This is a genomic window from Tenacibaculum singaporense (assembly GCF_003867015.1).
In the GTDB taxonomy this organism is placed as follows: Bacteria; Bacteroidota; Bacteroidia; order Flavobacteriales; family Flavobacteriaceae; genus Polaribacter; species Polaribacter singaporensis.
In genome coordinates this window covers 1,646,226-1,672,294 of the sequence record NZ_CP032548.1, presented here as the reverse complement: position 1 = coordinate 1,672,294, position 26,069 = coordinate 1,646,226, and the positions used below count along the sequence as shown (strand labels likewise).

At 32.2% G+C, this 26,069-nt stretch carries 26 protein-coding genes; 10 read left to right on the top strand and 16 right to left on the bottom strand.

Going from position 1 to position 26,069, the window contains the following annotated elements; genetic code table 11:
• Nucleotides 1-15: 15 nt before the first annotated feature.
• From D6T69_RS07470 to D6T69_RS16170, 3 genes are all read right to left on the bottom strand, one after another.
• Nucleotides 16-1,311 carry a tetratricopeptide repeat protein gene (locus D6T69_RS07470; RefSeq protein ID WP_125067151.1) on the bottom strand — a complete coding sequence of 432 codons (1,296 nt, stop codon included), beginning with the start codon at nucleotides 1,309-1,311 and terminating at the stop codon, nucleotides 16-18.
• 90 nt (nucleotides 1,312-1,401) lie between these two features.
• Nucleotides 1,402-1,962 carry a DUF4331 family protein gene (locus D6T69_RS16175; protein WP_125067150.1) on the bottom strand — a complete coding sequence of 187 codons (561 nt, stop codon included), beginning with the start codon at nucleotides 1,960-1,962 and terminating at the stop codon, nucleotides 1,402-1,404.
• 28 nt (nucleotides 1,963-1,990) lie between these two features.
• Nucleotides 1,991-2,641 (bottom strand): DUF4331 family protein, encoded by a 651-nt coding sequence (locus tag D6T69_RS16170; protein WP_125067149.1) that lies wholly within the window; start codon nucleotides 2,639-2,641, stop codon nucleotides 1,991-1,993.
• Nucleotides 2,642-2,834: 193 nt separating this feature from the next.
• Between D6T69_RS16170 and D6T69_RS07455 the strand changes: the two genes are divergently transcribed.
• Both D6T69_RS07455 and D6T69_RS07450 read left to right on the top strand, forming a co-directional pair.
• Nucleotides 2,835-3,722 (top strand): TIGR01777 family oxidoreductase, encoded by an 888-nt coding sequence (locus D6T69_RS07455; protein ID WP_125067148.1) that lies wholly within the window; start codon nucleotides 2,835-2,837, stop codon nucleotides 3,720-3,722.
• A complete protein-coding gene (locus D6T69_RS07450; protein ID WP_125067147.1) occupies nucleotides 3,715-4,392 on the top strand; it encodes a GNAT family N-acetyltransferase in 678 nt (225 codons plus the stop codon). Before D6T69_RS07455 ends, D6T69_RS07450 begins: the two co-directional genes overlap by 8 nt.
• A gap of 35 nt (nucleotides 4,393-4,427) precedes the next feature.
• On the opposite strand, the gene D6T69_RS07445 is transcribed toward D6T69_RS07450, so the two are convergent.
• The 3 genes from D6T69_RS07445 to D6T69_RS07435 all read right to left on the bottom strand — a co-directional run bounded on the left by D6T69_RS07445 (nucleotide 4,428) and on the right by D6T69_RS07435 (nucleotide 7,611).
• On the bottom strand, nucleotides 4,428-5,249 hold the full coding sequence (locus D6T69_RS07445) for a hypothetical protein (RefSeq protein ID WP_125067146.1): 822 nt from the start codon (nucleotides 5,247-5,249) through the stop codon (nucleotides 4,428-4,430).
• Between the two features lie 214 nt (nucleotides 5,250-5,463).
• Nucleotides 5,464-6,204 (bottom strand): DUF6263 family protein, encoded by a 741-nt coding sequence (locus D6T69_RS07440; protein ID WP_125067145.1) that lies wholly within the window; start codon nucleotides 6,202-6,204, stop codon nucleotides 5,464-5,466.
• Nucleotides 6,205-6,303: 99 nt separating this feature from the next.
• Nucleotides 6,304-7,611 (bottom strand): dihydrolipoamide acetyltransferase family protein, encoded by a 1,308-nt coding sequence (locus D6T69_RS07435; protein ID WP_125067144.1) that lies wholly within the window; start codon nucleotides 7,609-7,611, stop codon nucleotides 6,304-6,306.
• A 249-nt stretch (nucleotides 7,612-7,860) separates the two neighbouring features.
• Here D6T69_RS07435 and D6T69_RS07430 point away from each other — a divergent pair, with 249 nt between their 5' ends.
• Nucleotides 7,861-10,497 carry a DEAD/DEAH box helicase family protein gene (locus D6T69_RS07430; RefSeq protein ID WP_240628386.1) on the top strand — a complete coding sequence of 879 codons (2,637 nt, stop codon included), beginning with the start codon at nucleotides 7,861-7,863 and terminating at the stop codon, nucleotides 10,495-10,497.
• Between the two features lie 8 nt (nucleotides 10,498-10,505).
• On the opposite strand, the gene hemF is transcribed toward D6T69_RS07430, so the two are convergent.
• From hemF to hemA, 9 genes are all read right to left on the bottom strand, one after another.
• Nucleotides 10,506-11,408: an oxygen-dependent coproporphyrinogen oxidase gene (hemF, locus tag D6T69_RS07425; protein WP_125067143.1), complete on the bottom strand. Its 903-nt coding sequence runs from the start codon at nucleotides 11,406-11,408 to the stop codon at nucleotides 10,506-10,508.
• Between the two features lie 30 nt (nucleotides 11,409-11,438).
• Entirely contained in the window at nucleotides 11,439-12,185 is a 747-nt protein-coding gene (locus D6T69_RS07420; protein ID WP_125067142.1) for an EI24 domain-containing protein, read from the bottom strand.
• 72 nt (nucleotides 12,186-12,257) lie between these two features.
• On the bottom strand, nucleotides 12,258-12,860 hold the full coding sequence (locus D6T69_RS07415) for a TlpA family protein disulfide reductase (RefSeq protein WP_125067141.1): 603 nt from the start codon (nucleotides 12,858-12,860) through the stop codon (nucleotides 12,258-12,260).
• 20 nt (nucleotides 12,861-12,880) lie between these two features.
• The gene (gene hemE / locus D6T69_RS07410) at nucleotides 12,881-13,912 is read right to left on the bottom strand and encodes a uroporphyrinogen decarboxylase (RefSeq protein WP_125067140.1); all 1,032 of its coding nucleotides are present in this window, start codon (nucleotides 13,910-13,912) and stop codon (nucleotides 12,881-12,883) included.
• Nucleotides 13,913-13,956: 44 nt separating this feature from the next.
• Nucleotides 13,957-15,246: a glutamate-1-semialdehyde 2,1-aminomutase gene (gene hemL, locus D6T69_RS07405; protein WP_125067139.1), complete on the bottom strand. Its 1,290-nt coding sequence runs from the start codon at nucleotides 15,244-15,246 to the stop codon at nucleotides 13,957-13,959.
• Complete coding sequence (locus D6T69_RS07400) at nucleotides 15,247-15,495, bottom strand: hypothetical protein (protein ID WP_125067138.1); 249 nt, start codon at nucleotides 15,493-15,495, stop codon at nucleotides 15,247-15,249.
• A 1-nt stretch (nucleotide 15,496) separates the two neighbouring features.
• Nucleotides 15,497-16,459: a porphobilinogen synthase gene (gene hemB, locus D6T69_RS07395; RefSeq protein WP_125067137.1), complete on the bottom strand. Its 963-nt coding sequence runs from the start codon at nucleotides 16,457-16,459 to the stop codon at nucleotides 15,497-15,499.
• Between the two features lie 3 nt (nucleotides 16,460-16,462).
• The gene (gene hemC, locus D6T69_RS07390) at nucleotides 16,463-18,049 is read right to left on the bottom strand and encodes a hydroxymethylbilane synthase (RefSeq protein WP_125067136.1); all 1,587 of its coding nucleotides are present in this window, start codon (nucleotides 18,047-18,049) and stop codon (nucleotides 16,463-16,465) included.
• Entirely contained in the window at nucleotides 18,033-19,304 is a 1,272-nt protein-coding gene (gene hemA, locus D6T69_RS07385; protein ID WP_125069208.1) for a glutamyl-tRNA reductase, read from the bottom strand. The genes hemC and hemA overlap by 17 nt, the downstream gene beginning before the upstream one ends.
• Before the next feature lie 211 nt (nucleotides 19,305-19,515).
• On the opposite strand from hemA, the gene D6T69_RS07380 reads away from it, so the two are divergent.
• From D6T69_RS07380 to D6T69_RS07360, 5 genes are all read left to right on the top strand, one after another.
• Nucleotides 19,516-20,400, top strand: a complete 885-nt coding sequence (locus D6T69_RS07380; RefSeq protein ID WP_125067135.1) for a helix-turn-helix transcriptional regulator — start codon at nucleotides 19,516-19,518, stop codon at nucleotides 20,398-20,400.
• 14 nt (nucleotides 20,401-20,414) lie between these two features.
• On the top strand, nucleotides 20,415-20,930 hold the full coding sequence (locus D6T69_RS07375; protein WP_125067134.1) for a TrmH family RNA methyltransferase: 516 nt from the start codon (nucleotides 20,415-20,417) through the stop codon (nucleotides 20,928-20,930).
• Nucleotides 20,931-20,943: 13 nt separating this feature from the next.
• Nucleotides 20,944-21,981, top strand: coding sequence for a ferrochelatase (gene hemH, locus D6T69_RS07370; protein ID WP_125067133.1), 1,038 nt, complete (start codon nucleotides 20,944-20,946; stop codon nucleotides 21,979-21,981).
• A 162-nt stretch (nucleotides 21,982-22,143) separates the two neighbouring features.
• Nucleotides 22,144-22,734, top strand: coding sequence for a CopD family protein (locus D6T69_RS07365; RefSeq protein WP_125067132.1), 591 nt, complete (start codon nucleotides 22,144-22,146; stop codon nucleotides 22,732-22,734).
• Nucleotides 22,735-22,802: 68 nt separating this feature from the next.
• Nucleotides 22,803-23,204 carry a lipocalin-like domain-containing protein gene (locus D6T69_RS07360; RefSeq protein WP_125067131.1) on the top strand — a complete coding sequence of 134 codons (402 nt, stop codon included), beginning with the start codon at nucleotides 22,803-22,805 and terminating at the stop codon, nucleotides 23,202-23,204.
• Nucleotides 23,205-23,260: 56 nt separating this feature from the next.
• Here the strand turns inward: D6T69_RS07360 and recR are convergent, their stop codons facing one another.
• Nucleotides 23,261-23,878, bottom strand: a complete 618-nt coding sequence (gene recR / locus D6T69_RS07355) for a recombination mediator RecR (protein WP_125067130.1) — start codon at nucleotides 23,876-23,878, stop codon at nucleotides 23,261-23,263.
• A 70-nt stretch (nucleotides 23,879-23,948) separates the two neighbouring features.
• Here recR and D6T69_RS07350 point away from each other — a divergent pair, with 70 nt between their 5' ends.
• Nucleotides 23,949-25,412, top strand: a complete 1,464-nt coding sequence (locus D6T69_RS07350) for an aminoacyl-histidine dipeptidase (protein ID WP_125067129.1) — start codon at nucleotides 23,949-23,951, stop codon at nucleotides 25,410-25,412.
• Between the two features lie 64 nt (nucleotides 25,413-25,476).
• Nucleotides 25,477-26,064 carry an acyl carrier protein phosphodiesterase gene (locus D6T69_RS07345; RefSeq protein ID WP_125067128.1) on the top strand — a complete coding sequence of 196 codons (588 nt, stop codon included), beginning with the start codon at nucleotides 25,477-25,479 and terminating at the stop codon, nucleotides 26,062-26,064.
• The last annotated feature ends 5 nt before the right edge of the window (nucleotides 26,065-26,069 follow it).

Sequence of the window (26,069 nt, the reverse complement as noted above, 5' to 3'; positions counted from 1 at the left end):
AATACTGAAGTTTGGTTATATATTTAAAATTTTTTCTGTCATCAACGGACCTAACTCAAAAGAGCTGTCTAATAACTCTTCTTTTAAAGCCATAGCTTTATCATTAATTCCATTTGCTTTGTAAATTTCAGCTATATGATACTGTATTTCGGGCTCGAAAGTTTTATCTACTACATATGTATTAATTACTTCTAAAGCTTTTTTAAAGTCTTTATTTTTGTAATAATACCAGGCTAGTAAATCGTAAGATTGTGGCGTAGACCTACTCTCAATTTCTTTTTCGATGTATGATAACGCACTAGATGTGTCATTAAATTCTTCTAAATATAATTTAGCTAAATGCTGATTATACATTACACCATATGAGCTATTTTTTACAGCCGATAAATATACCTCTATATTACTTTCTTTTATTGTTAAATTATTCTTAAACTCGGCTATTTCTGCCTTTAATAAATAGTAATCTGGAGAAGAATGTTCGTTACTTATGATATCTAAAATTCGCAGTGCTTCATCTGGATTTTTATCATGAGAATATACTATCCAAGCAATACCTTTTTTTGCATACGCGTTACTGTTATCTAGTTCTAATGCTTTTAAATATAATTTATAAGAATCTTTTATTTGACCATTATGACCATAGAAATCAGCTAAATTGGTATAACTCCAAGCTTTTAAGTCTTTATTATTAGCTTCTTCTGCTTTTTTCATGGCTTTTTCCATAAATCGAATTGCAGAAGACAAATCTCCTTTATAATCATGCCATTTAGAAACTCTTATTAGGTAATCAAAGTCAGCATAATTTTCAATTTCAGCTAAGTATTCTGAAGCTTTATGAGGTTCTCCTAACTCTAAATAAACATCAAACAACATTTTTTGAGTCGCATTTAGGTTTTCTCCATTTACCTCAGCTTTTTTTAGTAATTCTAACGATTCTTTAAATCGATGTTGAGAGATATAGTTTCTTGCTAATGATCGTAAATGTGAAGCTTTGTTATAATTCGTTTTTTGGTTGATTTTTAACAGCTTCTTTTCAGCTTCTATCAAATAAGAAATATTTCCTTTTTCTGAGAAAAGTAATGTGTTAGCCTTTGCTATTTTACTTAAATATGGATATTGTGTTGGCTGATTGTTTAGTTTGTTCTGCCAAAAATCTAGTTCTTTTTGTGCTAACGATTCTGAAGTAGTCGTTGTATTTTGTATATACTTATTATACTCTTTTTGGTTAGCTACTTTTGTTGTTTTTGAAGTTGTACAACTCAGTATAGTGCTGCTTAAAATAGCACAAATAATTATTTTTATAGTTTTCATTTTAGAAGGATTTTTAGTTAATAATTTGTTTAAAAATTGGTTGCTAAAAAAGCAACCAATTTTAACCCCAGGAGGTTTAGTCATCCCATTTTACCAAGGACTTGCTAAATATGGAAAAGAGCTTAAGAAGTTTTTATCATTCGCATCTACATGATCATCTGATAATGTTGGATTTTCAGAAAAATCTTCTCCTCCAAAAATCAATAATAACTCAACTGTAATTACATCATCTGCTAAAGCTCTTCCTGTTAAAACATTAGTTCCATCATAAAAAGTTGTTGTACCATCTAATGAAACGGTTAATACATCGGTAGCTAAAACACTCGCAAAAGTTGCAGCGTCTAAACCTAATGCATTCGTATCTCCATCGTTTGCATATGCAGGACTTAATGCTTTTAAATTTGTTTCAAACATTGCAGCAAAATTTGCTCCTTGTTCTGACGGTATTGTTACATTAAACGCATCTTTCATATCACTATTTACAAAAACAGTATTCACTGCTGGTCTACCCATTTGGTCTTTTTGCATGTAACTTCCCGAGAAGTCAATAGAAGCCATTGGTGGTATATTATTATCATCATCACTACAACTTGCTAAGGCAAAGATTGATAGGATTGAAATTGCTAAGATTTTTATATTGTTAAGTTTCATGTCTTTGAATTTTAAAGTTGATTGTTTTTTACTGCTTCGTTTTAGTTTCTACCCAAGTATTAATAGTACCTGAACCTCCAATCATAGATTTTGGAACTTCTACAACAACTGATAATACATTAGTCCCAGCAAAAGTATCTGCTCCTGGGTCGTTAAAGCCACCTGCATTTCCTGCTATAATTTCACCATATTGAGCAAAATCCATAAAGAAAGGATCGTCTCTAGGTCCTGCAAAAAATTGCATTCCTCCTTTACTACCAATAATAGCACTAGATCCATAAGGAGTTATAGAAACCCCATATTCAGAGCCATCTTGTGGTAACGTACTAGTTAAACCAGTAGTTGATGGATTGTATGGACCAAAAAAGTACATTTTTCCATCTCTTGGAATTGCCTGAATTACTAAATCTTCAACTTTATCATCATTGTTGTCGATATTAAATTCAATCAATACGTTTTCATCAAAACTTGCTGATGCTGTAGCAGACGGACTTAAAAGTCCTTGAATATTCGCTACAAATACAAGGTTGCTTGTATTTTCTCCTTGGAAAGCATAAAAGTCTGTAATATCACTTGAGCCTCCTGTTACGTCTGGAGCGTCAATGTGATCGGCTGCTAATAAAACCAGCCCTATTAATGCTAAAGCACTAGCTCCAATAATTAATTTCATTTTTTTCATGGTTGTAAATTTTAAAGTTAATTACTCATTCAACCTTACTTACGAGAAAATAGCAATGACGGTTTTTATTTTTTTAACTTTTTTTTATAAAAACATGAAACCTTCCTATTTTAAAGGGATTACAGGTGATTTTTTTTATACTCTTCTTTTACCTATTCATTTCTTTAAAAATGAATGTTTATTTTTGAGTACTATGGCTACAATATTAATTACAGGCGGAACAGGGTTGATTGGAAAAGAGTTAACCAAAAAATTAACTAGTAAAGGACATGTGGTAAACATTCTTACCCGAACACCTAAAAAGAACAATGAGTTTCGCTGGAATGTAAAAGAAAGTTTTATTGATAAAGATGCTTTTAACAATGTTAGCCATATTATCCACTTAGCTGGAGCAGGTATAGCAGATAAACGTTGGACCAATGAAAGAAAAAAAGAGTTGATTGATAGTCGTGTAAAAACTGCTACTTTACTATTCAATAAAGTACAAGAATATCAAATATCTCTTAAAAAGTTTATTTCTGCTTCTGGTATAGGATATTATGGAGCTGTTACTTCCGATAAAATTTTTACAGAAAATGATAAACCTGAAAATGATTTTATCTCTAAAATTTGTGTAAAATGGGAGAATGCTGCTCTTCAATTCGAACGAATAGATATTCCTGTAACCATTTTACGAACTGGTGTCGTTCTTTCAAAAAATGGTGGAGCTTTACAAAAAATGAATACTCCTTTGTTTTTATCAGCTTTAGGTCATGGTAAACAGTACATGCCTTGGATTCATATTGATGATTTGTGTAAGCTTTATATAAAAGCAATAGAAGACAACAACTTTAGTGGAGTTTATAACGCCGTTGCTCCCGAACATCAAACCAATGAAAGTTTTACAAAATTACTTGGAAAAAGTATTAGTAAGCCTGTGCTTCCTATGAATGCTCCTTCTTTTATTTTAAAAACAGCACTGGGTGAAATGGCTTATATTTTATTAAAAGGAAGTAGAGTTTCTTCTAAAAAAACCAATAATGCTTATAATTTTATTTTTCCAACCTTAAAAACAGCCTTAACTAATATTTATAATGAATAATAAGCTTGAAAATCCTGTTTGGCATTCGTTGTGTGAAACACATGAAAAATTTGCTATTAATTATGATGGTGTAAAGTTTTATAATCCTACAGTTTGTCCTTTTGGTGCTTTTACTGATGTTTCAAAAACTACAGATGCATTGAATGAATATTCAAAACTTACTGATAAATTCTTTTTAGTTTCTGAAAATAAAACACCTACTTATGACAAAGACAAAATTCTTCTATACAAAAAGATTGATGGTTGCCAAATGATACTTGAAGACTTAACTGATTTTGATATTATTGAAGAAATAGTTCCATTAACTGAAGAACATATTGATGAAATTTATAACCTAGTATGGTTAGTAATGCCTGGTTATTATAGAAAAAGAACTTTTGATATGGGAAAGTATTTTGGGATTTTTAAGGATAATAAACTTGTTGCTGTAACTGGGCAACGTATGCAAACTGATAATTTTATTGAAGTTAGTGCCGTAGTTACTCATCCTGAACATACCAGAAAAGGATTAGCTAAACAACTTTCTCAACATGTTACTAAAGAAATTTTAAAAACTGGAAAGCACCCTATTTTACACACTAATAAAGGAAATCCTGCAATACAACTTTACGAAAAGTTAGGTTACAAACAAACAAGGGATATGAACTGGTGGTTTTTCCATAAAAAATAAGAGCTCAGGAATTTCTGAGCTCTTTTAATATCTCTTTATTTAGTTAGTTCTGGTACTGATGTATAAATATAATCCCCATGTTTACCTGTAAAGTACTTTCTCATTTTTTTTCCAAACTCTTTTCTTTTTGCTTCATCAGACCAATGTTCTTTAAAAAGTTCGTTACTTCTTTTTCCCATTTTATCTAAATCTCCCATAGACTCTATTACATAAGCTCTGGTATATTCTGTTCTGTCTGATCCCCAAGCGTGTGCATGTTGGTAAAATCCTTTTATAAATTCATTTTTTTGAATAACATTATCTAAATATTGTTTAGATAATTCATCATATTCTTTCATAGAGCCATCTTCCGGAAATGCAAAATGTCCTTTTACTACCAACCAAATCATTTCTTTATTTGTAGGCTGTAACATCTTAGCTCCTCCAATAGGTGCGTAAATCTCATCGGAGTGATGATGTGTATAATACGCATCCTTTTTCTTAAAGTATGCATCTCTTTTATCTTTATCTGGCCAAGCTTCTTTTGCTAACTCACCACTCCTCTTGGAAGCTTTATCAATATTATCCCAAGAAGAATATGTAGTTACAAAAATTATTTCTGTATTATCTGGTGTAAAGCGATGTAAAAACACAAATGACCTTAAGATAAATTCATTCTTTTTTACAACTTTATCTAAAAACTCTTTTTCTACAGCAATCCATTCTCCTTTATCAAAATTTTCATAATTTAAGTTCCAGTGCCCCGTTGTGACAGTTATATACTCAGGACGTTGATTCTCTTCTTGTGAAAAGACGGTTGATGGAATAAACATGAGTAATAGAAATCCCATTAATAGCTTAAGTTTAACTGTTTTCATAATAGTTAAGTTTTAGTAATGATTGAAAAAATGTAATTATGGGTTTGCTTAAGAAATATACTATAAACTGGCCCCTTTGTGAGAAGTATAATGAGAGTATTACAAAATTAACAAATTATAACACATTAAAAACAAGTGTTTTAACTGTTTTTAACATAAAAAAGCTCAGAATAAATTCTGAGCTTTTTAAGTAAATATATGATTGGTATATTTTTTAACCTTTCGTGAACTTCGCTGTCATGTTGGTTGTTGCATCTTGCCCTTGAATCTTCATTGTCATATTAATTTTTGATTCTAAAGGCATCCCCGTACTTCTATCAATATCCATAGCTCCTGTGATATCACCATCTGCAGCCCCTGTTATTTTTCCTGAAATATCTATTAAAACATTTTTTGGAGAGATTGATTTTACTTTGTAGGTAAAGCTGAAATTCATTGCTCCATCATTTTTAGTTTTTGTCCAAGTATCTCCTACTGCTACTGCTTCTTTAGGATAAATTACACTACTCGATTGTTTTGTAAAGTCTTTTGCCCCTTGAATATTACTAGGCTCAACCTTGGTTTCTAAAATATTTCCTAAGTTATCACCTTTAGTCATGATTGTTGCTGATAACATAGGTTGCATTTTAGACTTCATCATTTTCCCAGTCTCATCTAATTCTTCATCTTTTTTAGATGAGTCATATGATATGTTCACTGCTCCTTGCTTCATATCCATTACCATTTTGGTAATTTTAGCACTACTTTCATATGTATCATCTGAAACACTCGTTATATTGTATTTCATTTGAATATGCATGTTGTTTGTCATTACGCCAACACCTATTACTTGAGCCATTTTCATATCCATAGTGTACTTTTGCCCCTTTTCATAGTTTAAACGTAGTAACACTTTTTCTTGTGCTGTACTCACCATAGTTACACCTAACAAAAGTGCTATTAAAATTTTTTTCATCCTTTTTTGATTTCTATTAGTAGTTAAAGTAGCTAATATAGTTAAAATAAAAAAGGCTTAGGTAAACACCTAAGCCTTTTAAAATATTACATCATTTTTCTAAAAATCTTGATTTACGTCCCAAGACTCTAAAATTTCTTTTAATGTTTTAATAAACATGCCTCCTAAAGCTCCATTTACCACTCTATGATCATAAGAATGCGAAACAATCATCTTATGACGGATACCTATAAAGTCTCCTTCTGGAGTTTCAATAACTGCTGGTTTCTTAACAATAGCCCCTAAAGCTAAAATTGCAACTTGAGGTTGGTTGATTATTGGTGTACCTGTAATACTTCCAAAACTACCAACATTAGTTACTGTATAAGTTCCTCCTTGAATTTCGTCTGGTTTTAACTTATTAGCACGGGCTCTACCTGCTAAATCGTTTACTTGCTTAGTCATGCCTACTAAATTTAACATATCAGCATTTTTGATTACTGGTACAATTAAATTTCCATCAGGCAAAGCTGCTGCCATTCCTAAGTTTACATTTCCTCTTTTAATGATTTTATCACCATCAACAGAAATGTTTATCATTGGGTGCTTCTTAATTGTAGAAGCTACAGCTTGCATAAATATTGGTGTGAATGTTAACTTCTCTCCTTCTCTTTGTTGGAAAGCATTTTTAACCTTGTTTCTCCAATTAACAATATTTGTTACATCGATTTCAATAAACGACTGTACGTGCGCTGATGTTTGAATAGAATCAACCATGTGTTTAGAGATTAATTTCCCCATACGGCTCATTTCTATAATTTCATCTTGACCACTTAATGAAACTGGAGTTGGTGCTGGTGCTGATCGAGGTACCGATTTCTTTTCTGTTGAAGCTGGAGCTGCAACTTTTGGCTGACTTCCTCTGTTTTCTAAATATGATAAAATATCATTTTTAGTTACTCTACCTTCTTTTCCTGTTCCTTTTATGGTTTCTAACTCCTCTACAGATATTCCTTCTGTTTGTGCAATACTCTTTACTAATGGAGAGTAAAAACGATCGCTTGATGAAGTATCAATCGTAGTAGTTACTGTTTCTTTGGCTACTTCAACTGTTTTTTCCACTGCTGCAACAATTTCTGGTTTAACCTCTTCTTTCTTAAGTGCATCTGTTGTTGCTCCTTCTTCACCCTCTGTTTCTATTATTGCAATAGTTTCACCTACTTGCACAACAGCATCTTTTTCAAATAAGATTTCAACTAAGGTTCCTTCTACTTCACTAGGTACTTCGCTATCTACTTTATCTGTAGCTACTTCAACAACGGTGTCATCTATATCAATAGTTTCTCCAACTTCTTTTACCCAAGAAGTTATTGTTGCTTCTGCAACACTTTCGCCCATTTTAGGCAACTTCAATTCGTATCTAGCCATAGTGTATAATTTTAAACGCTTGCGAAGTTACTAAAAAGCAACGATTTTTTCATGGTTTTATACGTTAAAAATTTTTGATTTCTTCTTTATCGATTAAATTATTCTCAATTCAACTCTAAAAAACCACAAACAGATTATTGTTATCTCTATAAAAAACAGATATCATTACGAATAATTTAATATCTAATTAAACTTTTGTTTGTTCACTCAAAATTCTATTTTTGAACTCTTTAACCTAATTTAAAATTGTTGAACGAAGCTATTACCAAACTTAACTTCTTATTTGACTGGAGGCCTTATCAAGCAAAAGTGCTTCAAAATTTTTCAGCTCACATACAGGATGATCATTTTCATATAGTTGCACCGCCTGGTTCAGGGAAAACAATTTTAGGAATAGAAATTATTAAAAGAATCGGTAAAAAAACATTGATTCTAGCTCCCTCTTTAACCATTAGAAATCAATGGGAAGGTCGTTTACAAAACTTTTTTACTACCGATTGTAATTTCACACAGGTTTCATTTGATATTAAACAACCTTCTGAAATTACCTTTTCTACATATCAGGGTTTACACAGTTTTTATAAGTCTTTTGAAACAAAAGAAGACTATTACAACTTCTTCAAAAAACATCAAATAGAAGTTTTGTTATTAGATGAAGCTCATCATTTAAAAAATGCTTGGTGGAAATGTTTGTTTGACTTAAAAGAGCAACACATGCAAACTGTTATTGCTTTAACTGCCACCCCTCCCTACGATAGTGAAAATACTGAAGTTCAAAAATATTTTAAACTATGTGGTGAAATTGACGATGAAATTGTAGTTCCTGATTTAGTTAAAGAGCACAACTTATGTCCACATCAAGATTTAGTTTTTCTTTCCAAACCAGAAGATCACGAAATTAATTTTATTACTGATTTTAGGCTGAAAATTGCTCAGTTTGTTACTGACATTTTAAAAGATGAAGAATTTATTTCTTTCCTAAAACAGCATCGATTTTATGCTAAAACAGAGGAAAACTTAGAAGAACTCTACAAGTATTCTGATTTCTTTTCTTCTATGTTAATCTTCTTACACGAAACAGGAGAAAGGATTCCTTTTGAAAAACTACATGTATTAGGTTTTGACAAAAATGAAGAAATTGAATTTCCTTCAATTACAAATGAATGGATTCAAATTTTGTTTCAACATTTATTGGTAACCAATCGCGATAACCTTATTGAATATGAAGCTTATCTTAATACTTTAGAAAAAAAACTTCGGAAATTGGCTGTTTTCAGTAAAAACAAAGTCAATTTAGTAGGAAATGAACTTTTGTATAAATCACTCAGTAATAGTCCGAGTAAATTAAAAAGTATTACTACAATTGTTCAACAAGAACAACAAAACTTACAAGACGATTTACGTTGTGTTATTTTATCAGATTATATTAGAAAAGAATACCTAAACTGTTCTTTACCTGAAATAAAAAAAATTAAAAAACTAGGAGTCATTCCTATTTTTCATCATGTTAGAACAACTACTCAAAACAAAAATAGTTTAGCTGTTCTTACAGGTAGTTTGGTAATTATTCATAGTAGTAATATTGCTAAGCTTGGTTTAATTGATACCATTGAAAATTACAATTACACTCCTTTAAAATCAGATACTGAGTTTGTAATTCTTTCTAGTAAAAATTCATCTAAACATAGTATTGTTGAAGTCATTACCCAACTTTTTGAGCTTGGTCATATCAAAGTTTTAGTGGGAACAAAATCGTTATTAGGTGAAGGTTGGGACGCTCCATCCATCAATAGCTTAATTTTAGCGTCTGTTGTAGGCTCATTTGTTACTTCTAACCAAATGCGTGGTCGTGCAATTAGAGTAGATAGTAAAAATCCTGATAAAGTGGGCTTGATTTGGCATTTGGCTTGTATTGATACTTCTGATGAATTAGGAGGGCGAGATTTTGAAATTCTTGCTCGTCGTTTTAACGCTTTCTTAGGCATTTCCAACAATGAAAAAGCTGTTATAACTAGCGGAATAGGACGTTTACAGCTTCCTTCTAATTTTATCGACGAAGATATTCAACAACAAAATAAAAAGACTTTAGAGCTTTCTAAAAACAGAAATTTAATTGCTCAACGATGGAAAAATGCAATTAGTCATGGAAAAGGAATTAGTAAAGAACTTACCTTTTTTAATGAAAAGAATAAACAATATCCTAAACAGAAAAAACTATATTATCAAGATATTGTAAAATATACTGTTGGAGAAATTATTATTGGTTTGTCCTTTTTTCTTCCTGAATTTATCATCAAAAACTTTAATGTTTTATTACAAAAAGGAATTGTTTACTTCCTATTTGTATTATCATCTGCTTTAGGATTGACATTCGGTTACAAAATTTATAAGTCTGCTCAATTGTACTTATACTTCGGATTGATTCATAAAAAAACAGATAAAATAGCAGCTGCAATTTTGAATTCTCTTGAGGAATTAAACCATTTAACAACACCGTTAAACGAAATACAAATTCAAACTCAATTACTAATTAAAGGGAATGTTTCTTGTACCATTCACGGAGCAAACAGGTATGAAAGTACATTATTCATAAAGGCTTTGGATGAGTTATTACAACCTATCGATAACCCTAAATATTTACTGATAAAAACGAGTTGGTTCCGTAGAAAACTAAAATTGGATAACTTTTTTCCTGTTCCTGAAATTTTTGGTGTTCGTAAAAAAGAATGTCAAATTTTTCAATCTCACTGGAACAAACATCTTGGTAAATCTAAGTTGGTATATACTCGAACTATGGATGGAAGAAAGCTGTTATTAAAGGCACGCCTTTTCCATATACATAACATAAACAATGAACTTACTAAGAAAAATGTTGTTTGGAAATAAGTTTTAAATTACACCCAGTTTTTAGGTTTAGCCAACACCTCTAACAATTTCGCTTCTTCTGAACCTTCTTCTGGATGGTGATTGTATTTCCATTGTACCGTTGGTGGTAAACTCATTAAAATACTTTCTATACGTCCGTTCGTTTTTAAACCAAATAAGGTTCCTCTATCGTGTACTAAATTAAATTCTACATAACGACCACGACGTACCTCTTGCCAATCTTTGTGCTCCTGAGTATATTCTATATCTTTTCTTCTTTCAACAATCGGCACATAAGAGTTTAAAAAGCTATTTCCTACTTCGGTAACAAAATCATATCGATCTTGCATAGAGACCCCTTCTGTTTCTTTTAAATAATCAAAGAACAAACCTCCTAAACCACGTGCTTCATTTCTGTGTGCATTCCAAAAGTAGTTATCACAGGTTTCTTTAAACTTTGGATAAAAATCTGGATGATGCTTATCACAAGCTTCTTTACATACCGTGTGAAAATGTTTTGCATCTTCTTCAAATAAGTAATATGGGGTTAAATCTTGTCCGCCTCCAAACCATTGGGTAACGATATTACCTTCTCCATCGTACATTTCAAAATAACGCCAGTTAGCATGTACTGTGGGTACAAATGGATTTTTTGGATGGATTACCAAGCTCAATCCACAAGCGAAAAAGTCTCCACTTTCCACTCCAAATTGCTTTCTTAATGCTTCAGGCAACTCACCAAAAACTTTAGATATATTTACGCCTCCTTTTTCAAAAATATTTCCATTTTCAATCACACGAGTCCTACCTCCTCCTCCTTCAGCACGCTTCCATAAATCTTCTTGAAATTTAGCTTTACCATCTATTGCTTCCAATTTTGATGTTATGGTATCTTGTAATTCTTGAATGTAGGCGTAAAATTGTTCTTTCATGTGTTTGTTTCTGTTGAGGTGCAAAAGTACTTATTCTGGTAATTTTTTAAGCTGTATTTTCTTAATAGTTTCTGTAGTCGCTGCGGTAACAGATAATGGTAATACCAGAATTACTCCGACAACAGGAATTAATAAAAACAACATAAATACTACTCCATTTCCTATAGCTAGCCCTTTGTTTTCTTTTACAAAATTGATACTTTCTCTGTATTTAAAATGACGTTCAAGAGTATAGTCCATATTTCCAAAACCGGCATAATATGCTTGCATTAAAAACAGTAATACAGTTGAAACAATACCAATCACAGGAATGAATCCTAATAATAAGATAGGAATTGTAAATAAAAGCTCTCTAGTTAAATTTCTAAGGTTTATTCGTATACCTCTAATTAATTGCTCTTGAAAAGAAGTTATTCTATGTGTATGATCTTCTCCTCTAAGGTGATCTTCAATTTTTTCAGAAACCGGACTCATAAAAGGTGCTGACAATGCCATGACGATATGTTTGTATAATACCAAACCTATTACCACAATAAGTAATCCACTTAAAAAAGTACTAATTACCTCAAAGGTTTCTTTACCAAACTCCCATTTCCAAAAGTTCGCTATGTAATGACCTATATTATCTGAAAATGTATAGGCCATAAAACCCACAAACGCTGCTGTTAATAGGCTTATCAGCATTGGAATGATAAAATACTTCCATAGCTTTAATTTTGAAATCATTCCGAAAGCACCGAAATAAGCTTGAATTCCTTTTACAATATTCTGTATCATTTCTTTTTTTTGTGAAAATAAAAAACCTCTTTCGATTAAGAAAGAGGTCTTTAAAAATATTGTTGAATTAATTTACTTTAAAATTGGTGCTAAAAAGTCTTCAAAATTCTTAGTGTTGATTTCGTTAACTTTATCCCAACCTATTTCTTTTGTTGGTGTCGCAGCACCTCTTTTAACATTAACAAATTGTTTGTCTTTACCTATTAAATATGCTGTTGGATAGTCTAATTTGTGAACAAAACCACTGATATCTAAAAATCCTTTTTGTACTTTATCGATGTCTCTTGCAGGAACTAGCTTAATTCTCTTATCTAATTTTTCAGCCATTCTTTTAACCTTAGCTTCCTTATCCCAGAAAATCATAATAAACTCCAATTGATCATTATATTTTTCTACCATTTTGTTTAAGGCTGGTACGTCTCCCCAACAAGGAGCCGACCAAGTAGCGTTAGCTATCAACACAATTGGCTTGTTAATTTTGTCTGTGCTTACCGTTTTACTGTCTATTGTCGTAAAATTATAATTTAACAAATAAGAGCCTTTAATGCACTTATCAATCAAACCTTCGGCGCTTTCTTCTACACAATTGTTTACTGCAAAATTGTAATACGTTTTATTTTGTGCGAAAATAACAGTTGTTAAAAAACACATCAAAACAAAAGATAATTTCTTCATTTTTAATTATTTAAGAGGGGTTATCTGTCGGCTTTATACTCCTTAACCGCATCTATAAATGCTTTTGCATTCTCTAGCGGGATGTTTGGTAAAATTCCGTGCCCCAAGTTAACAATATATTTGTCTTTACCAAACTCATTTATCATTTGGTGTACCATCTTTTTTATTTCAGCTGGTGGAGACAACAACCTAGAAGGATCAAAGTTACCTTGTAGGGTAATATTTCCTCCTGTTAAATAACGTGCATTTCTTGCAGAACATGTCCAGTCTACTCCTAAAGCTGAGGCGTTTGATTGTGCCATTTCATGTAAGGCAAACCAACATCCTTTACCAAAAGCTATTACTGGTGCATCATCTTTTAATGCTTCTATTATTTGATTAATGTATTGCCATGAAAACTCTTGATAGTCTGTTGGGGATAACATTCCCCCCCAAGAATCAAAAACTTGTACAGCATTCACACCTGCTTTTACCTTTTCTTTTAAATAAGCAATTGTGGTATCTGTGATCTTCTGAAGCAATTCGTGTGCCAAAACTGGTTGCGTAAAACAAAATTCTTTTGCCTTATCAAAGTTTTTAGACCCTTGTCCTTGTACAACGTAACATAAAATAGTCCATGGAGACCCCGCAAAACCTATTAATGGTATTTCATCGTTTAGCTTTTCTTTGGTTGCTTTAATAGCATCCATTACATAGCCTAATTCTTCATGAATATCAGGTATAATTACACTATCTAATCCTTTTTTATCTCTTACAGGATTTGGCAAATAAGGTCCAAAGTTAGGTTTCATTTCCACTTCAATATTCATTGCTTGTGGAATTACTAAAATATCTGAGAATAATATTGCAGCATCCATTCCGTACCTACGAATTGGCTGTACTGTAATTTCTGAAGCTAATTCTGGAGTTCTACAACGTGTAAAGAAATCGTACTTTTCACGAATTTCCATAAACTCTGGCAAATACCTTCCTGCTTGACGCATCATCCATACTGGTGGACGATCAACTGTTTCTCCTTTTAACGCTCTTAAAAATAAATCGTTTTTTATCATGTCTATCTGTACGTCATTCTTCCTCGTAATGACAATTATTTATTCTACATTTTTGATACTGCTTCCATCGACTTATCAATGGCATTAGCTATCTCTTGAATATCTTTTTCTGTTAATGCTGATGATAAGAACCAAGCTTCAAACTGACTTGGAGGTAAAAACACCCCATTTTTAGTCATTTCCCAAAAGAAAGTTGCATATTTCTTAGTATCTGAAGTTTGTGCATCTTCAAAATTGGTTACTTTTTTATTGGTAAAGAATGGATTAATCATCGAACCAAATCGATTGACTGTAATTTCAACTCCATGCTTTTTAGCTGATTCTAATAAGAATACCTCAATAATTTGAGCAATCTCATTAAATTTTTCATATGGGTTTTGCTTCTTTAATTCTGTTAAAGTAGAGATTCCTGCTGCCATTGCAATTGGGTTACCACTTAACGTTCCTGCTTGGTACATTCCTCCTAACGGTGCCACCATTTCCATAATTTCATTACGTGCTCCATACGCTCCTACTGGAAAGCCTCCACCTATTACTTTTCCTAAACAAGTAATGTCAGCTTCAACACCTAATACTTCTTGAGCTCCTCCAAACTTAGAACGGAAACCTGTCATTACCTCATCAATAATTAATAAAGCTCCTTTTGAGTTTACGTACTCTTTTAATTCTTTTAAGAAGTCATCTTGTGGTGTTACCACTCCCATGTTTCCTGCGATAGGTTCTAAAATAACTCCTGCAATATCATCGTGAGCTTCAAAATGCGCTTTTACACTTTCTAAATCGTTGTAATTTGCAATCAAGGTGTTTTTTACAGCCCCTTCTGGCACTCCTTTACTTCCTGGTAAACTCAACGTAGCTAAACCTGAACCTGCTGCCACTAATAAGGCATCTTGATGTCCGTGGTAACAACCAGCAAACTTTATAATTTTGTCTTTTCCAGTAAACGCTCTCGCTAAACGAATTCCGCTTAATACCGCCTCTGTACCAGAATTTACAAAACGAACCTTGTCCATTCCTGGAAAAGCATCACAAACAATTTTTGCTAATTTAATTTCACCTTTTGTTGATGCTCCAAAAGAATACCCATTTTTCAACGCTTTTCTAATAGCTTTTTCTACTTTTCTATGACGGTGTCCTAAAATCATTGGACCATAAGACAATACTAAATCGATGTACGAATTACCATCTACATCAATAATCTTACTTCCTTTCGCTTTTTTTATGAATAAAGGATTCCCTCCTACGGATGCAAATGCACGTACTGGTGAATTTACCGCTCCTACTAAGTTTTCTAATCCTTTGTTATATAATTCTTGTGATTTTTTGAATTCCATTTATTTTTCATTCATTTTAAGAAAGTCGATATAATTATCAATTACATCATCACTAGCTTTCCAGTTCTTACCTTTATTTTCTCTCAAGTATATAATACCTGTCAGTTCTATTATATTATCAGCTATAGCTTCGAAATTATTATTTTTAGCAACCCAATACTCTCCTTGTATAGATATTTTAAACCCTTTATCTAATAGTAATTTATATATCGGGGCTTCTATATTTCCTGCTACAGCTATTCTTTCCATTTTATCTCATTAAAACTTTCGCAGCTTCTTTGGCAAAATAGGTAATGATTATATCTGCTCCTGCTCTTTTCATAGACAGTAAGCTTTCCATCATTACTTTTTCACCATCAATCCAACCTTTTTCAGCTGCTGCCTTTACCATTGAGTATTCTCCACTTACATTGTAGCAAGCAATAGGTCTATCAAAATTATTTTTTAAATCTCTAATGATATCTAAATACGATAGTGCTGGTTTTACCATTAAAATATCTGCTCCTTCTTGATCATCAAAAGTTGCTTCTCGTAATCCTTCATCTCTATTAGAAGGATCCATTTGATAGGTTCTTCTATCTCCAAACGACGGTGCTGAATCTACTGCTTCTCTAAAAGGGCCGTAAAATCCTGATGCGTATTTTACAGAATATCCCATGATTGGTAAGTTCGCAAAACCAGTATTATCTAACGACTCACGCATCATAGCTATAGCACCGTCCATCATTCCTGATGGTGCTACCATATCTGCTCCAGCTTTCGCATGTGATACTGTTTGTTTTGCTAAGTTAACTAGAGTTGCATCGTTATCTACATCATTATCATGTATTACTCCACAGTGACCATGACTTGTATATTCACAAAAACATACATCAGTAATTACATATAAACCTGGGTAATTCTTTTTTATGAATCGGATAGCTTGTTGCATAATTCCGTTATCATTCCATGTTTCAGTCCCTTCATCATCTTTTTTGGATGGGATACCGAATAACAATACTGCTGGAATTTTTAAGGCAACAACCTCATCTAATTCTTTAGAAATGGTATCTAATGAATAACGGTTGATTCCTGGCATTGAAGGAATTTCTGTTTCAATACCTGTTCCTTCTTCAATAAATAATGGGTATACAAAATCATCTACCGAAAGCTTATTTTCTCTAACCAATCGACGGATATTTTCTGTTTTCCTTAGTCTGCGTGTTCTAAACATAGTTTATTCTTTTACAAAGTGAAGATTTACCAACTCTAAAACACTTTCTACGGTTGGCATCTTCGCTATTTGTACTTCTTTAAAATGTTTTTTTGCTTCGTTAGCGGTACTATCTCCAATACAAAAGGCTATTTTATCAGCGGTATTTTTTTCCATATAACTTTCAACAGTTGATGGGCTGTAAAATAATACTCCGTTTACTTTTTCGTCAACTTTTGCAGGACTGTACATGGTTTTATAAGCTTCTACTTCATTTACAGCGATTTCATTTGCTTTTAAAATAAGTGGTAAGGTTTCTAAACGTAAGTTACTACAAAAGTAGGTTACCTCTTGTCCTTTCAATTCTTTAGATAAATATTCAGATAGTTTTTTAGCGTTTCTTTCTGAATGTGTTACTTTTCCTATACGTTGTTCGATTAACTTCTTGGTTCTTCTACCAACACAGTAAATATTTTTGAATTGTAATTCATCTGAAGTAAATGAGTTTAGCAATGCTTCTACTCCATTTTTACTGGTAATAATTACATGTTCAATTTCTTCTTTAACTACTTTAGGAGCAATTCTATTAAAACGAATTTTAATAAAATCACTATCCTGAACACTCATATGTGTTGGTAATAGTTTCTTTTGTGCTTCAGATAGTTTTTTGGTCGAATAGATTGAAAACTGTTTTTCAATTCCTTCGTCTTCCATCATAATTAGCTTCCCTCCTTTATCTATCACATAATTAGCACAATCTTTTGCGACGTACTTATGCTTACCAACTTTTACTTTTTTACTAACTTCTATCTTCTTTTTACCATCTCTACTCAGTAAAATTCCTTTGAAATTAATTTCTTCTTCCTTTTCATTTATAAAGGCCAAAGCTCCAATAGGTGCTGTACATCCACCTTCTAAACGATTTAAAAACTCACGCTCAATGCCTGTACAAATCTCTGTATCCTTATCGTTTAACTCTGCACAGATTTCTTTAATTTCTTCATTCTCTTCTAAAGCTGTAATCATAATAGCTCCTTGTGCTGGTGCTGGAATCATCCAAGATAAATTAACAGCTCCTTTTGGTCGTAAACCTACACGTTCTAATCCTGCTGCTGCGAAAATAGCACCGTTCCAGTCGTTATCTTCTAACTTCTGTAAACGCGTATTTACATTTCCGCGTAAACCTTCTACTGTATGGGTTGGGTAACGGTTTAGCCATTGCGCTTTTCTACGCAAACTACCTGTAGCAATTACTCCGTTAGGTTGCGCCATAAACTCTTCGTTGTCTTTTAACAACAAAATATCGTTATAATTGGCGCGTTTTAAAACCGCTGCTTGTATAATACCTTCTGGCAATACTGTAGGAACATCTTTCATGGAATGTACTGCAATATCAATATCGTCATTTAACATAGCGATATCTAAATTTTTAGTAAAAATTCCTGTGATTCCTAATTCGTAAAGGGGTTTATCTAAAACTAAATCACCCGTTGCTTTAACGGGGATTAATTGAGTTTGATGACCTAATTCTTCTAAAAGTTTTTGAACTTTTTTTGCTTGCCACATAGCCAATTGGCTATCGCGTGTACCTATTCTAATTATCTTCTGCATGGATGGATTCTAAATTTGCTCCGAACACTTTAGCCATTACTTCAATACTAGTATTTACTGAAGTTTCTTCGTCTTTTAAGTGTTTCACAAATTGTGTAGTTATTTTTTGAATAAATCTTGATGTTAATATTTCTGCTTGTTCTTCATCAAAATTTTTAATTTTCTTCTTATGGAAGGCTATCTCACCTTGTTGAATATTTTGTAACGATTCTTTTAAAGCGGTAATTGCTGGGGTAAATCTTCTGTGATTTAACCATTCTTGAAATTCTTGGTTATGAGTTTCAATAATCGCTTCGGCTACTGGTACTTCTTGTTGGCGTATTGCTAATGTTTCATCAGTAATTTTAGAAAGATCATCTACATTCACCATTGTTACATTATCCAAATCAGCAACTTCTTTTGATACATTCGCTGGCATTGATAAATCTAAAATCAACAAGTCCTTATCTGTCGGAACATGTTCTTTTGTAATTGTAGGAAAACTAGCTCCTGTAGAAACAATTAGTACATCACTATTAGAAACCTCCTGTGCTAAATTTGCATATGACGCTTTTCTAATAGAACTATGATCTTTTACAAACGCTGAAGTTTTTTCTTCCGTTCTATTAATTAAACTTACCGATTTATTTTGTGTGTATTCTGCTAGGTTTTTACAGGTGTGTTTTCCCATCTTACCTAAACCAAATACTAGAATATTTTTCGAGTTATAATCTGATAAATTATTAATTAAGTACTGAACAGCTGCATATGATACTGAAGTTGTTCCTGAACTTAATTTTGTTTCGTTCTTAACTCGCTTACTTGCTTGCATTACATGATTTAATAAACGCTCAAAGTATGCATTTGTAGTTCCTACTTCTTTAGCTTGCTTAAATGCCTGACGTAATTGCCCTACTATTTCGTAGTCTCCTAAAATTTGGCTATCCAACCCTGTCCCCATTCTGAACAGATGATTAATAGCTTCTTTATTTTTATATACGTTTGATACGTTTGCAAATTCTTCTACCGAACCATTTGAGTATTTACACAACATACTTATTAACTGAAAAGGGTGTTCTGCAAAACCACAAATCTCAGTTCTATTACAAGTAGACAACACAAAAATTCCGTCTACTCCTTTTTGTTTTGCTTCTTCTAAAAGTTGTATTTGATTTTCTTTAGAAATACTAAACTTTCCCCTAATCGCAGCATCAGCCTTTTTATAACTAACGCCTATGTTGTATAAATTACTATGATGTTTGTTTTCTACTGTCATTGAGTCTTCTTCAAAAAAGTCGGTCAAAAATATAAATATTGAACAAAAAAAAGTATCGCTAAAAGAACTTTTAATGTCGCTATTCGTTTTTTCACTTAAAAACACCTCAAAAACTTACGCAAAAGTGTATTTTTGCAGTAAAATAGACTAGGAGAAACATTTTATTTTAGAATCATTCTAAATAACAAGCTTTATAAAAACCACTAAATCCATGTCAAAAAACATCGCAGAAAGTACATTTAGAGAAGTTTCTATAGAACAAGGTTTTTTTGTACTAAAATTCCAAAATAACTCTGATAAAACAGAGTTTTTCAAAAGAGATATAGACAACTCTTACATACAACTACACTACTGTGTTAAAGGCAATTGCAAATTTCATTTTAACAATAATAGCTATACTTTTAATGTTTTAGACAAGCATTCTATCTTCTTATACAACCCGCAACAAGATTTACCTATTAACTTAGAAATACTACCTAAAACCTCTTTGGTCTCAGTTTTAATTTCTATTGAAAAATTTCATGCTTTTTTCTCTAAAGAAGCTAGTTATATACCTTTTTTAAGCGAAAACAATAAAAACAAAAAGTATTACGATAATGCAGAAATAAATGCTAATGTTTTATTGGTACTTCAACAGATTTTAACGGCAAAAAACCAAAGTTCAATGCGAGACCTTTATATTAAAGGGAAAACATACGAGCTATTAAGTTTACATTTTGACAGTGGCGAAAACACCAATGAAGAATATTGTCCTTTTTTAGTAGATGATCGTGAGGTTTTAAAAATTAGAAAAGCAAAAGATATTATCATTGCTAGAATGAGTGAACCACCAAGTTTGCAAGACTTATCTAACGAAGTAGGTTTAAACCTTAAAAAATTAAAAGAGGGATTCAAGCAAATTTATGGAGATACTGTATATAGTTTCTTATTTGACTATAAAATGGATCATGCTCGAAAACTATTGGAGAGCAACCAATACAATGTCAACGAAGTTGGGTTACAAGTTGGTTATAGTACTTCTAGTCACTTTATTTCTGCCTTTAAAAAGAAATTTGGCACAACCCCTAAACAATATGTAATGAGTTTACAACAATAAATGAGTCTTAAAAAATGAAACAACTAACTCATTACGACATAGAAAACAATCAGCAAGATTTCCCAGTAACTATTGTATGTGATGCTATCCGCACTCCTGAAAATATAGGAATGTGCTTTCGTATCTCTGAAAGTTTTGGAGTGTCTAAAATCTATTTACATGAAAGTTCTCCTTCTATAGACAATAGAATTGTTAAGAAAACAGCTCGAAATACTATTCAACAAATACCATATGATACTTATGGGAATTTTAAACAACTTATCCATCAATTAAAAGAAGAAGGAAACACTATTATTGGTATTGAAATTACCGATGAAAGTATAAACATTAGCGATTACGATTTCACTTCACATTCTAAAATTGTGTTACTTTTGGGTAGCGAAAGAAATGGTATAGAAAACGTTAATTTAGTAGACGAAACAGTAGCTATACCAATGTATGGACGTAACTCTAGCATGAATGTAATTCATAGTTTAGCTATTGCTCTATACGAAACAACAAACCAATTAAATAAAAAGATTCTGAAATAAATTCAGCCAAAATATGAAAGGAGTTTTATTAGTAAACCTTGGATCACCAGAAAGTACAAACCCAAAAGACGTAAAAAAATACTTAGGAGAATTTTTAATGGATGAACGTGTTATTGACGTTCCTTATTGGTTAAGAACATTTATTGTTAAAGGTATTATTTTAAATACTCGTCCTAAAAAATCGGCAGAAGCCTATCAAAAAATTTGGTGGAAAGAAGGTTCTCCTTTAATTGTACTATCAGAACGTTTACAAAATAAGGTACAAGCAAAAACAGAACTCCCTGTTGCTTTGGCAATGCGTTATGGAAATCCTTCAATTAAAAGTGGATTACAAGAACTACATGATAAAGGTGTTACAGAAGTACTATTATTTCCATTATATCCTCAGTTTGCCATGGCAACTACTGAAACTATTTTGGTATTAGCTGAAGAGTTAAGAAAAGAATTCTTCCCTAACATGAAAATTACCGATGTACCTGCTTTTTACAACAAACCAGAATACATCAAAGCACTATCTAATAGCATAAAAGATTATTTATCTGATAAAGATTATGACCATATTTTATTCTCTTATCATGGAGTTCCAGAGCGTCACATCAGAAAATCTGACATTACAAAATCGCACTGTAATCCTGAAGCAGGAAATTTAAGTTGTTGTAATACTCCTTCAGAAGCTCATAAATATTGCTATCGTCATCAATGTTATCAAACCACTAAAAATGTAATTTCTGAATTAGGATTAGACGAAAATAAAGTTTCTACCTCATTCCAATCACGTTTAGGAGTAGATCCTTGGTTACAACCCTATACCGACAGAACGATTGTAAATAAAGCCGAAAAAGATGGCATTAAAAAATTAGCAATTGTAACTCCTGCTTTTGTTTCTGATTGTTTAGAAACACTAGAGGAAATAGCTATGGAAGGAAAACACGAGTTCTTAGAAGCTGGTGGTGAAGAATTTTACACAGTTCCTTGTATTAACGACAACGACGAATGGGTAGATGTTTTAGCTGGATGGATTAATGAATTTCAGTTAACAACAAACAATTAACAGATTGCCACGCTTTCGCTTCTCTTGAGCGACAGTCGAAAGGCTCGCAATGACACAAAAACTGTCACTATGAGAAGCGATAACGACGTGATAATCTCTTTCAAGTTATAAGTTAACAAAATTAAAAACTTGTAATTTTACAACTTTCAAACATTAAAACTCATGGATTTTTATTACGTAAAAGCATTACACATTATATTTGTAGTAACTTGGTTTGCCGGATTATTTTATATAGGTCGTCTGTTTATTTACCATGTAGAAGCAGAAAAAAAAGACGAACCTGCCAAGTCTATATTGCAAACTCAATACAAGTTAATGTCTAAACGTTTATGGTATATTATTACTTGGCCTTCTCTATTTTTAGCTAGTTTCTTTGCTTTTTGGATGCTATATAAAAATCCTTATTACTTAAAAATGCCTTGGATGCATGTAAAATTAGCCTTCGTATTAGCGCTGTATTTTTATCACGGATTTTGTCACAAAATCTATAAAGAACTACAACGTGATGAGATTAAATACTCACCTAATAAGCTTCGCATGTTTAATGAAATTCCAACTGTAATTTTATTCGCTGTTGTATTTTTAGTCGTTTTAAAAAGTGCTATTAACTGGATCTGGGGTGTGGTAGGAATTATTCTATTTGGAATATTATTAATGATTGGCATTCGTTATTACAAAAAAGTAAGAGCTAAAAAATCGTGGGATAAATACGAACAAGAGTTGATGGATGAGGACAAGAAAACTAACAATTAATTTCTTTTTTCTAACGAGTAACTTTACTACTTTCGCGACAAATTTTAAATCTTAAACTATATTAAACTATGAAAAAAATTTTAGTTTTAACAATTGCTATGTTTAGCTTACTAGCCTGTTCTTCTGAAGATGAAAACAATTTAGACCCTATAGTTGGTACTTGGTATAAATTTTCGGAAGAAGGTATAGAAGTAAGTGAGTGTGAGAAAAAAACTTCTGTTACTTTTAACGAAAACGGAACCTTTAACTCAACATCATATGAGTCTATTGAGAACAAATGTGTTATAGAGGATGAGTTTTCTGCAACATGGACTAACAAAGGAAATGGAATTTATTCAAGAATTCATAATGGTGAATCATCTAACACAAGTATTACTTTTTCTGATAATGGTAACACTATGACATCTGTATATAAACAGGAATATAATGGTGAAACTCTTACAGACATAACTGTTTTTAAGAGAAAATAATCTTTTTACATTTAACAACAAAAAAACAGCTTTGAAATAATTTCAAAGCTGTTTTTTTATCCTTTTAATGATTGAGTAAACGGTATCCTATTTACAATACTTCGCCCAAGTGTAACCTCATCTGCATATTCTAACTCATCTCCTACCGAGATTCCTCTAGCAATGGTTGATGTAGTTACTCCGTATTTTTCTATCTGTTTGTAAATATAAAAGTTCGTTGTATCTCCTTCCATGGTAGAACTTAAGGCAAAAATCAGTTCTTTAACCTCTCCTTCTTTTACTTTTTCAACTAAAGATTCTATTTGTAAGTTTTGAGGTCCAATTCCTTCAATAGGAGAAATCTTCCCTCCTAACACATGATACAAACCTCTGTATTGCGCTGTATTTTCAATCGCCATTACATCACGAATATCCTCCACTACACATACAATCTCAGCATTTCGCTTCGGATTACTACAAATATCACATAACACTGTATCAGAAATATTATGACATTTCTTACACGATTTTACATCGTTACGTAAGTGCGTTAAAGCCTCTGCCAAATACTTCGTATTTTCTTTCGGTTGTTTTAATAAATGTAACACCAAACGAAGTGCTGTTCGCTTACCAATTCCTGGCAATCGACTTACTTCATTTACTGCATTTTCTAATAATTTCGACGAAAAATCCATGTTGCGAATTTACAATTTTTCGATAAGGATTAAGTATCTTCGTAGCTTTAAAATTAAAACTTCAATTCACATGAATTCAGAGATAAGAAACCTAGAACCAAAAGCTGTTTGGAAAAATTTTGCCGACTTAAACGCTGTACCTCGCCCTTCTAAAAAAGAAGAAAGAGTCATTCAATTTATGGTAGATTTCGGTAAGAAATTAAATCTTGAAACCATGGTTGACAAGGTAGGAAACGTAATTATTCGCAAACCTGCTTCAGCTGGAATGGAAGACAGAAAAACAGTAGTTATGCAAAGCCATTTAGATATGGTACACCAAAAAAACGCAGATACTGTTTTTGATTTTGACACCGAAGGAATTAAAATGTTTGTAGATGGTGATTGGGTTAAAGCTGATGGAACTACTTTAGGAGCTGACAACGGTTTAGGTGTTGCTGCTATCATGGGAGTTTTAGAGTCTACTGATATTCCTCACCCTGCTATCGAAGCTTTATTCACAATTGATGAAGAAACAGGTATGACAGGTGCAATGGGACTTGAAGGAGGTTTATTAGAAGGTGAAATTTTATTAAACCTAGATACCGAAGAAGATGATGAAATAGGAATGGGATGTGCTGGTGGTGTAGATGTTACTGCTACTAGAAGTTACAATGAAGAAACTACTCCTGAAAATACAATCGCCTATGAAATTTCTGTTACTGGACTAAATGGTGGTCACTCAGGAATGGATATTATTAAAGGTTTAGGAAACGCTAACAAAATTATGAACCGTTTATTATTTGATGGTTTTACAAACTTCGGATTACGTGTTTCGGAAATTAACGGAGGTAGTTTACGTAATGCTATTCCTCGCGAAAGCTTTTCTACTGTAGTTATTGATGCTGTTTCTAAAGAACCTTTCTTATTTGAAATTCATGAGCTTATCAACAACATCAAATCTGAATTTTCAACACTAGAGCCTAATCTAACTATTGAATTAAAAGAAGTTGACACTCCTCAAACTGTAATGGATTTAGGCGTTCAAGAAGGATTAATTAAAGCGGTTTATGCTGCTTTAAATGGTGTATATCGAATGAGTCCTGATATTGAAGGCTTAGTAGAAACTTCAAACAACATTGCTCGTATTATTGTAAAAGACGGCGCTATTAAAATTGGATGTTTAACACGTTCTTCTTCAGAAACTAACAAGTGGGATTTAGCTAACTCGTTACGTTCATCTTTTGAATTAGCTGGTTTTGATGTAGAATTTTCAGGTTCGTATCCTGGATGGTTACCAAATGTAAATTCTGAGATTTTAAAAACTGTAACTAATTTATACGAAGAGTTACACAACGAAAAACCTATTGTAGCGGCATGTCATGCTGGATTAGAATGTGGTATTTTAGGCCAAAACTATCCAGAAATGGATATGGTTTCTTTCGGTCCAAATATTAAAGGTGCACACTCACCTGATGAACGTGCACAAATATCATCAACACAAAAATTCTGGAAGTTCTTATTAGAAATTTTAAAGAATACTCCTGTTAAGAATTAAATATTCCCTCATAAACTTTAAAACCACAGCTTTTCAGTTGTGGTTTTTTGTTTACATTTATAAAATGAATTTTTTAGCGCACTTATACCTTTCTGAAAGCAATACAAATGTTATGATTGGAAACTTTATTGCCGACCATGTAAAAGGAAGAAACTTCTCTCACTATCATGAAGACATTCAAAAAGGGATTTTGCTACATCGCGAAATTGACACCTATACAGATGCGCATAAAATTGTTAGAATCAGCAAACGTCGCCTTCACGAAAGATATCGTCATTATGACGGAGTAATCATCGATATTTTTTATGATCATTTTTTATCTAAAAACTGGAAAAATTATTCGCAAATTCCACTAGACGTCTATGTAAACTCTGTCTATAATTTACTCCAAGAAAATATTGATATCCTTCCTGAAAGAACACAAGAAATGCTCCCTTATATGATACAATATAATTGGCTATACAATTATCAATTTGCCAAAGGAATTCAGGAAGTCCTAAACGGAATGAATAGACGCACTAATGGGAAGTCAAAAATGAATTTAGCGACTGGAGATTTGTTAGAAAATTATCAGATTTTCGAAAATGATTTCACTACTTTTTTTGAAGACCTTCGTGTATTCTCTCATCAAAAACTAAAAGAATTAGGTTAACAACG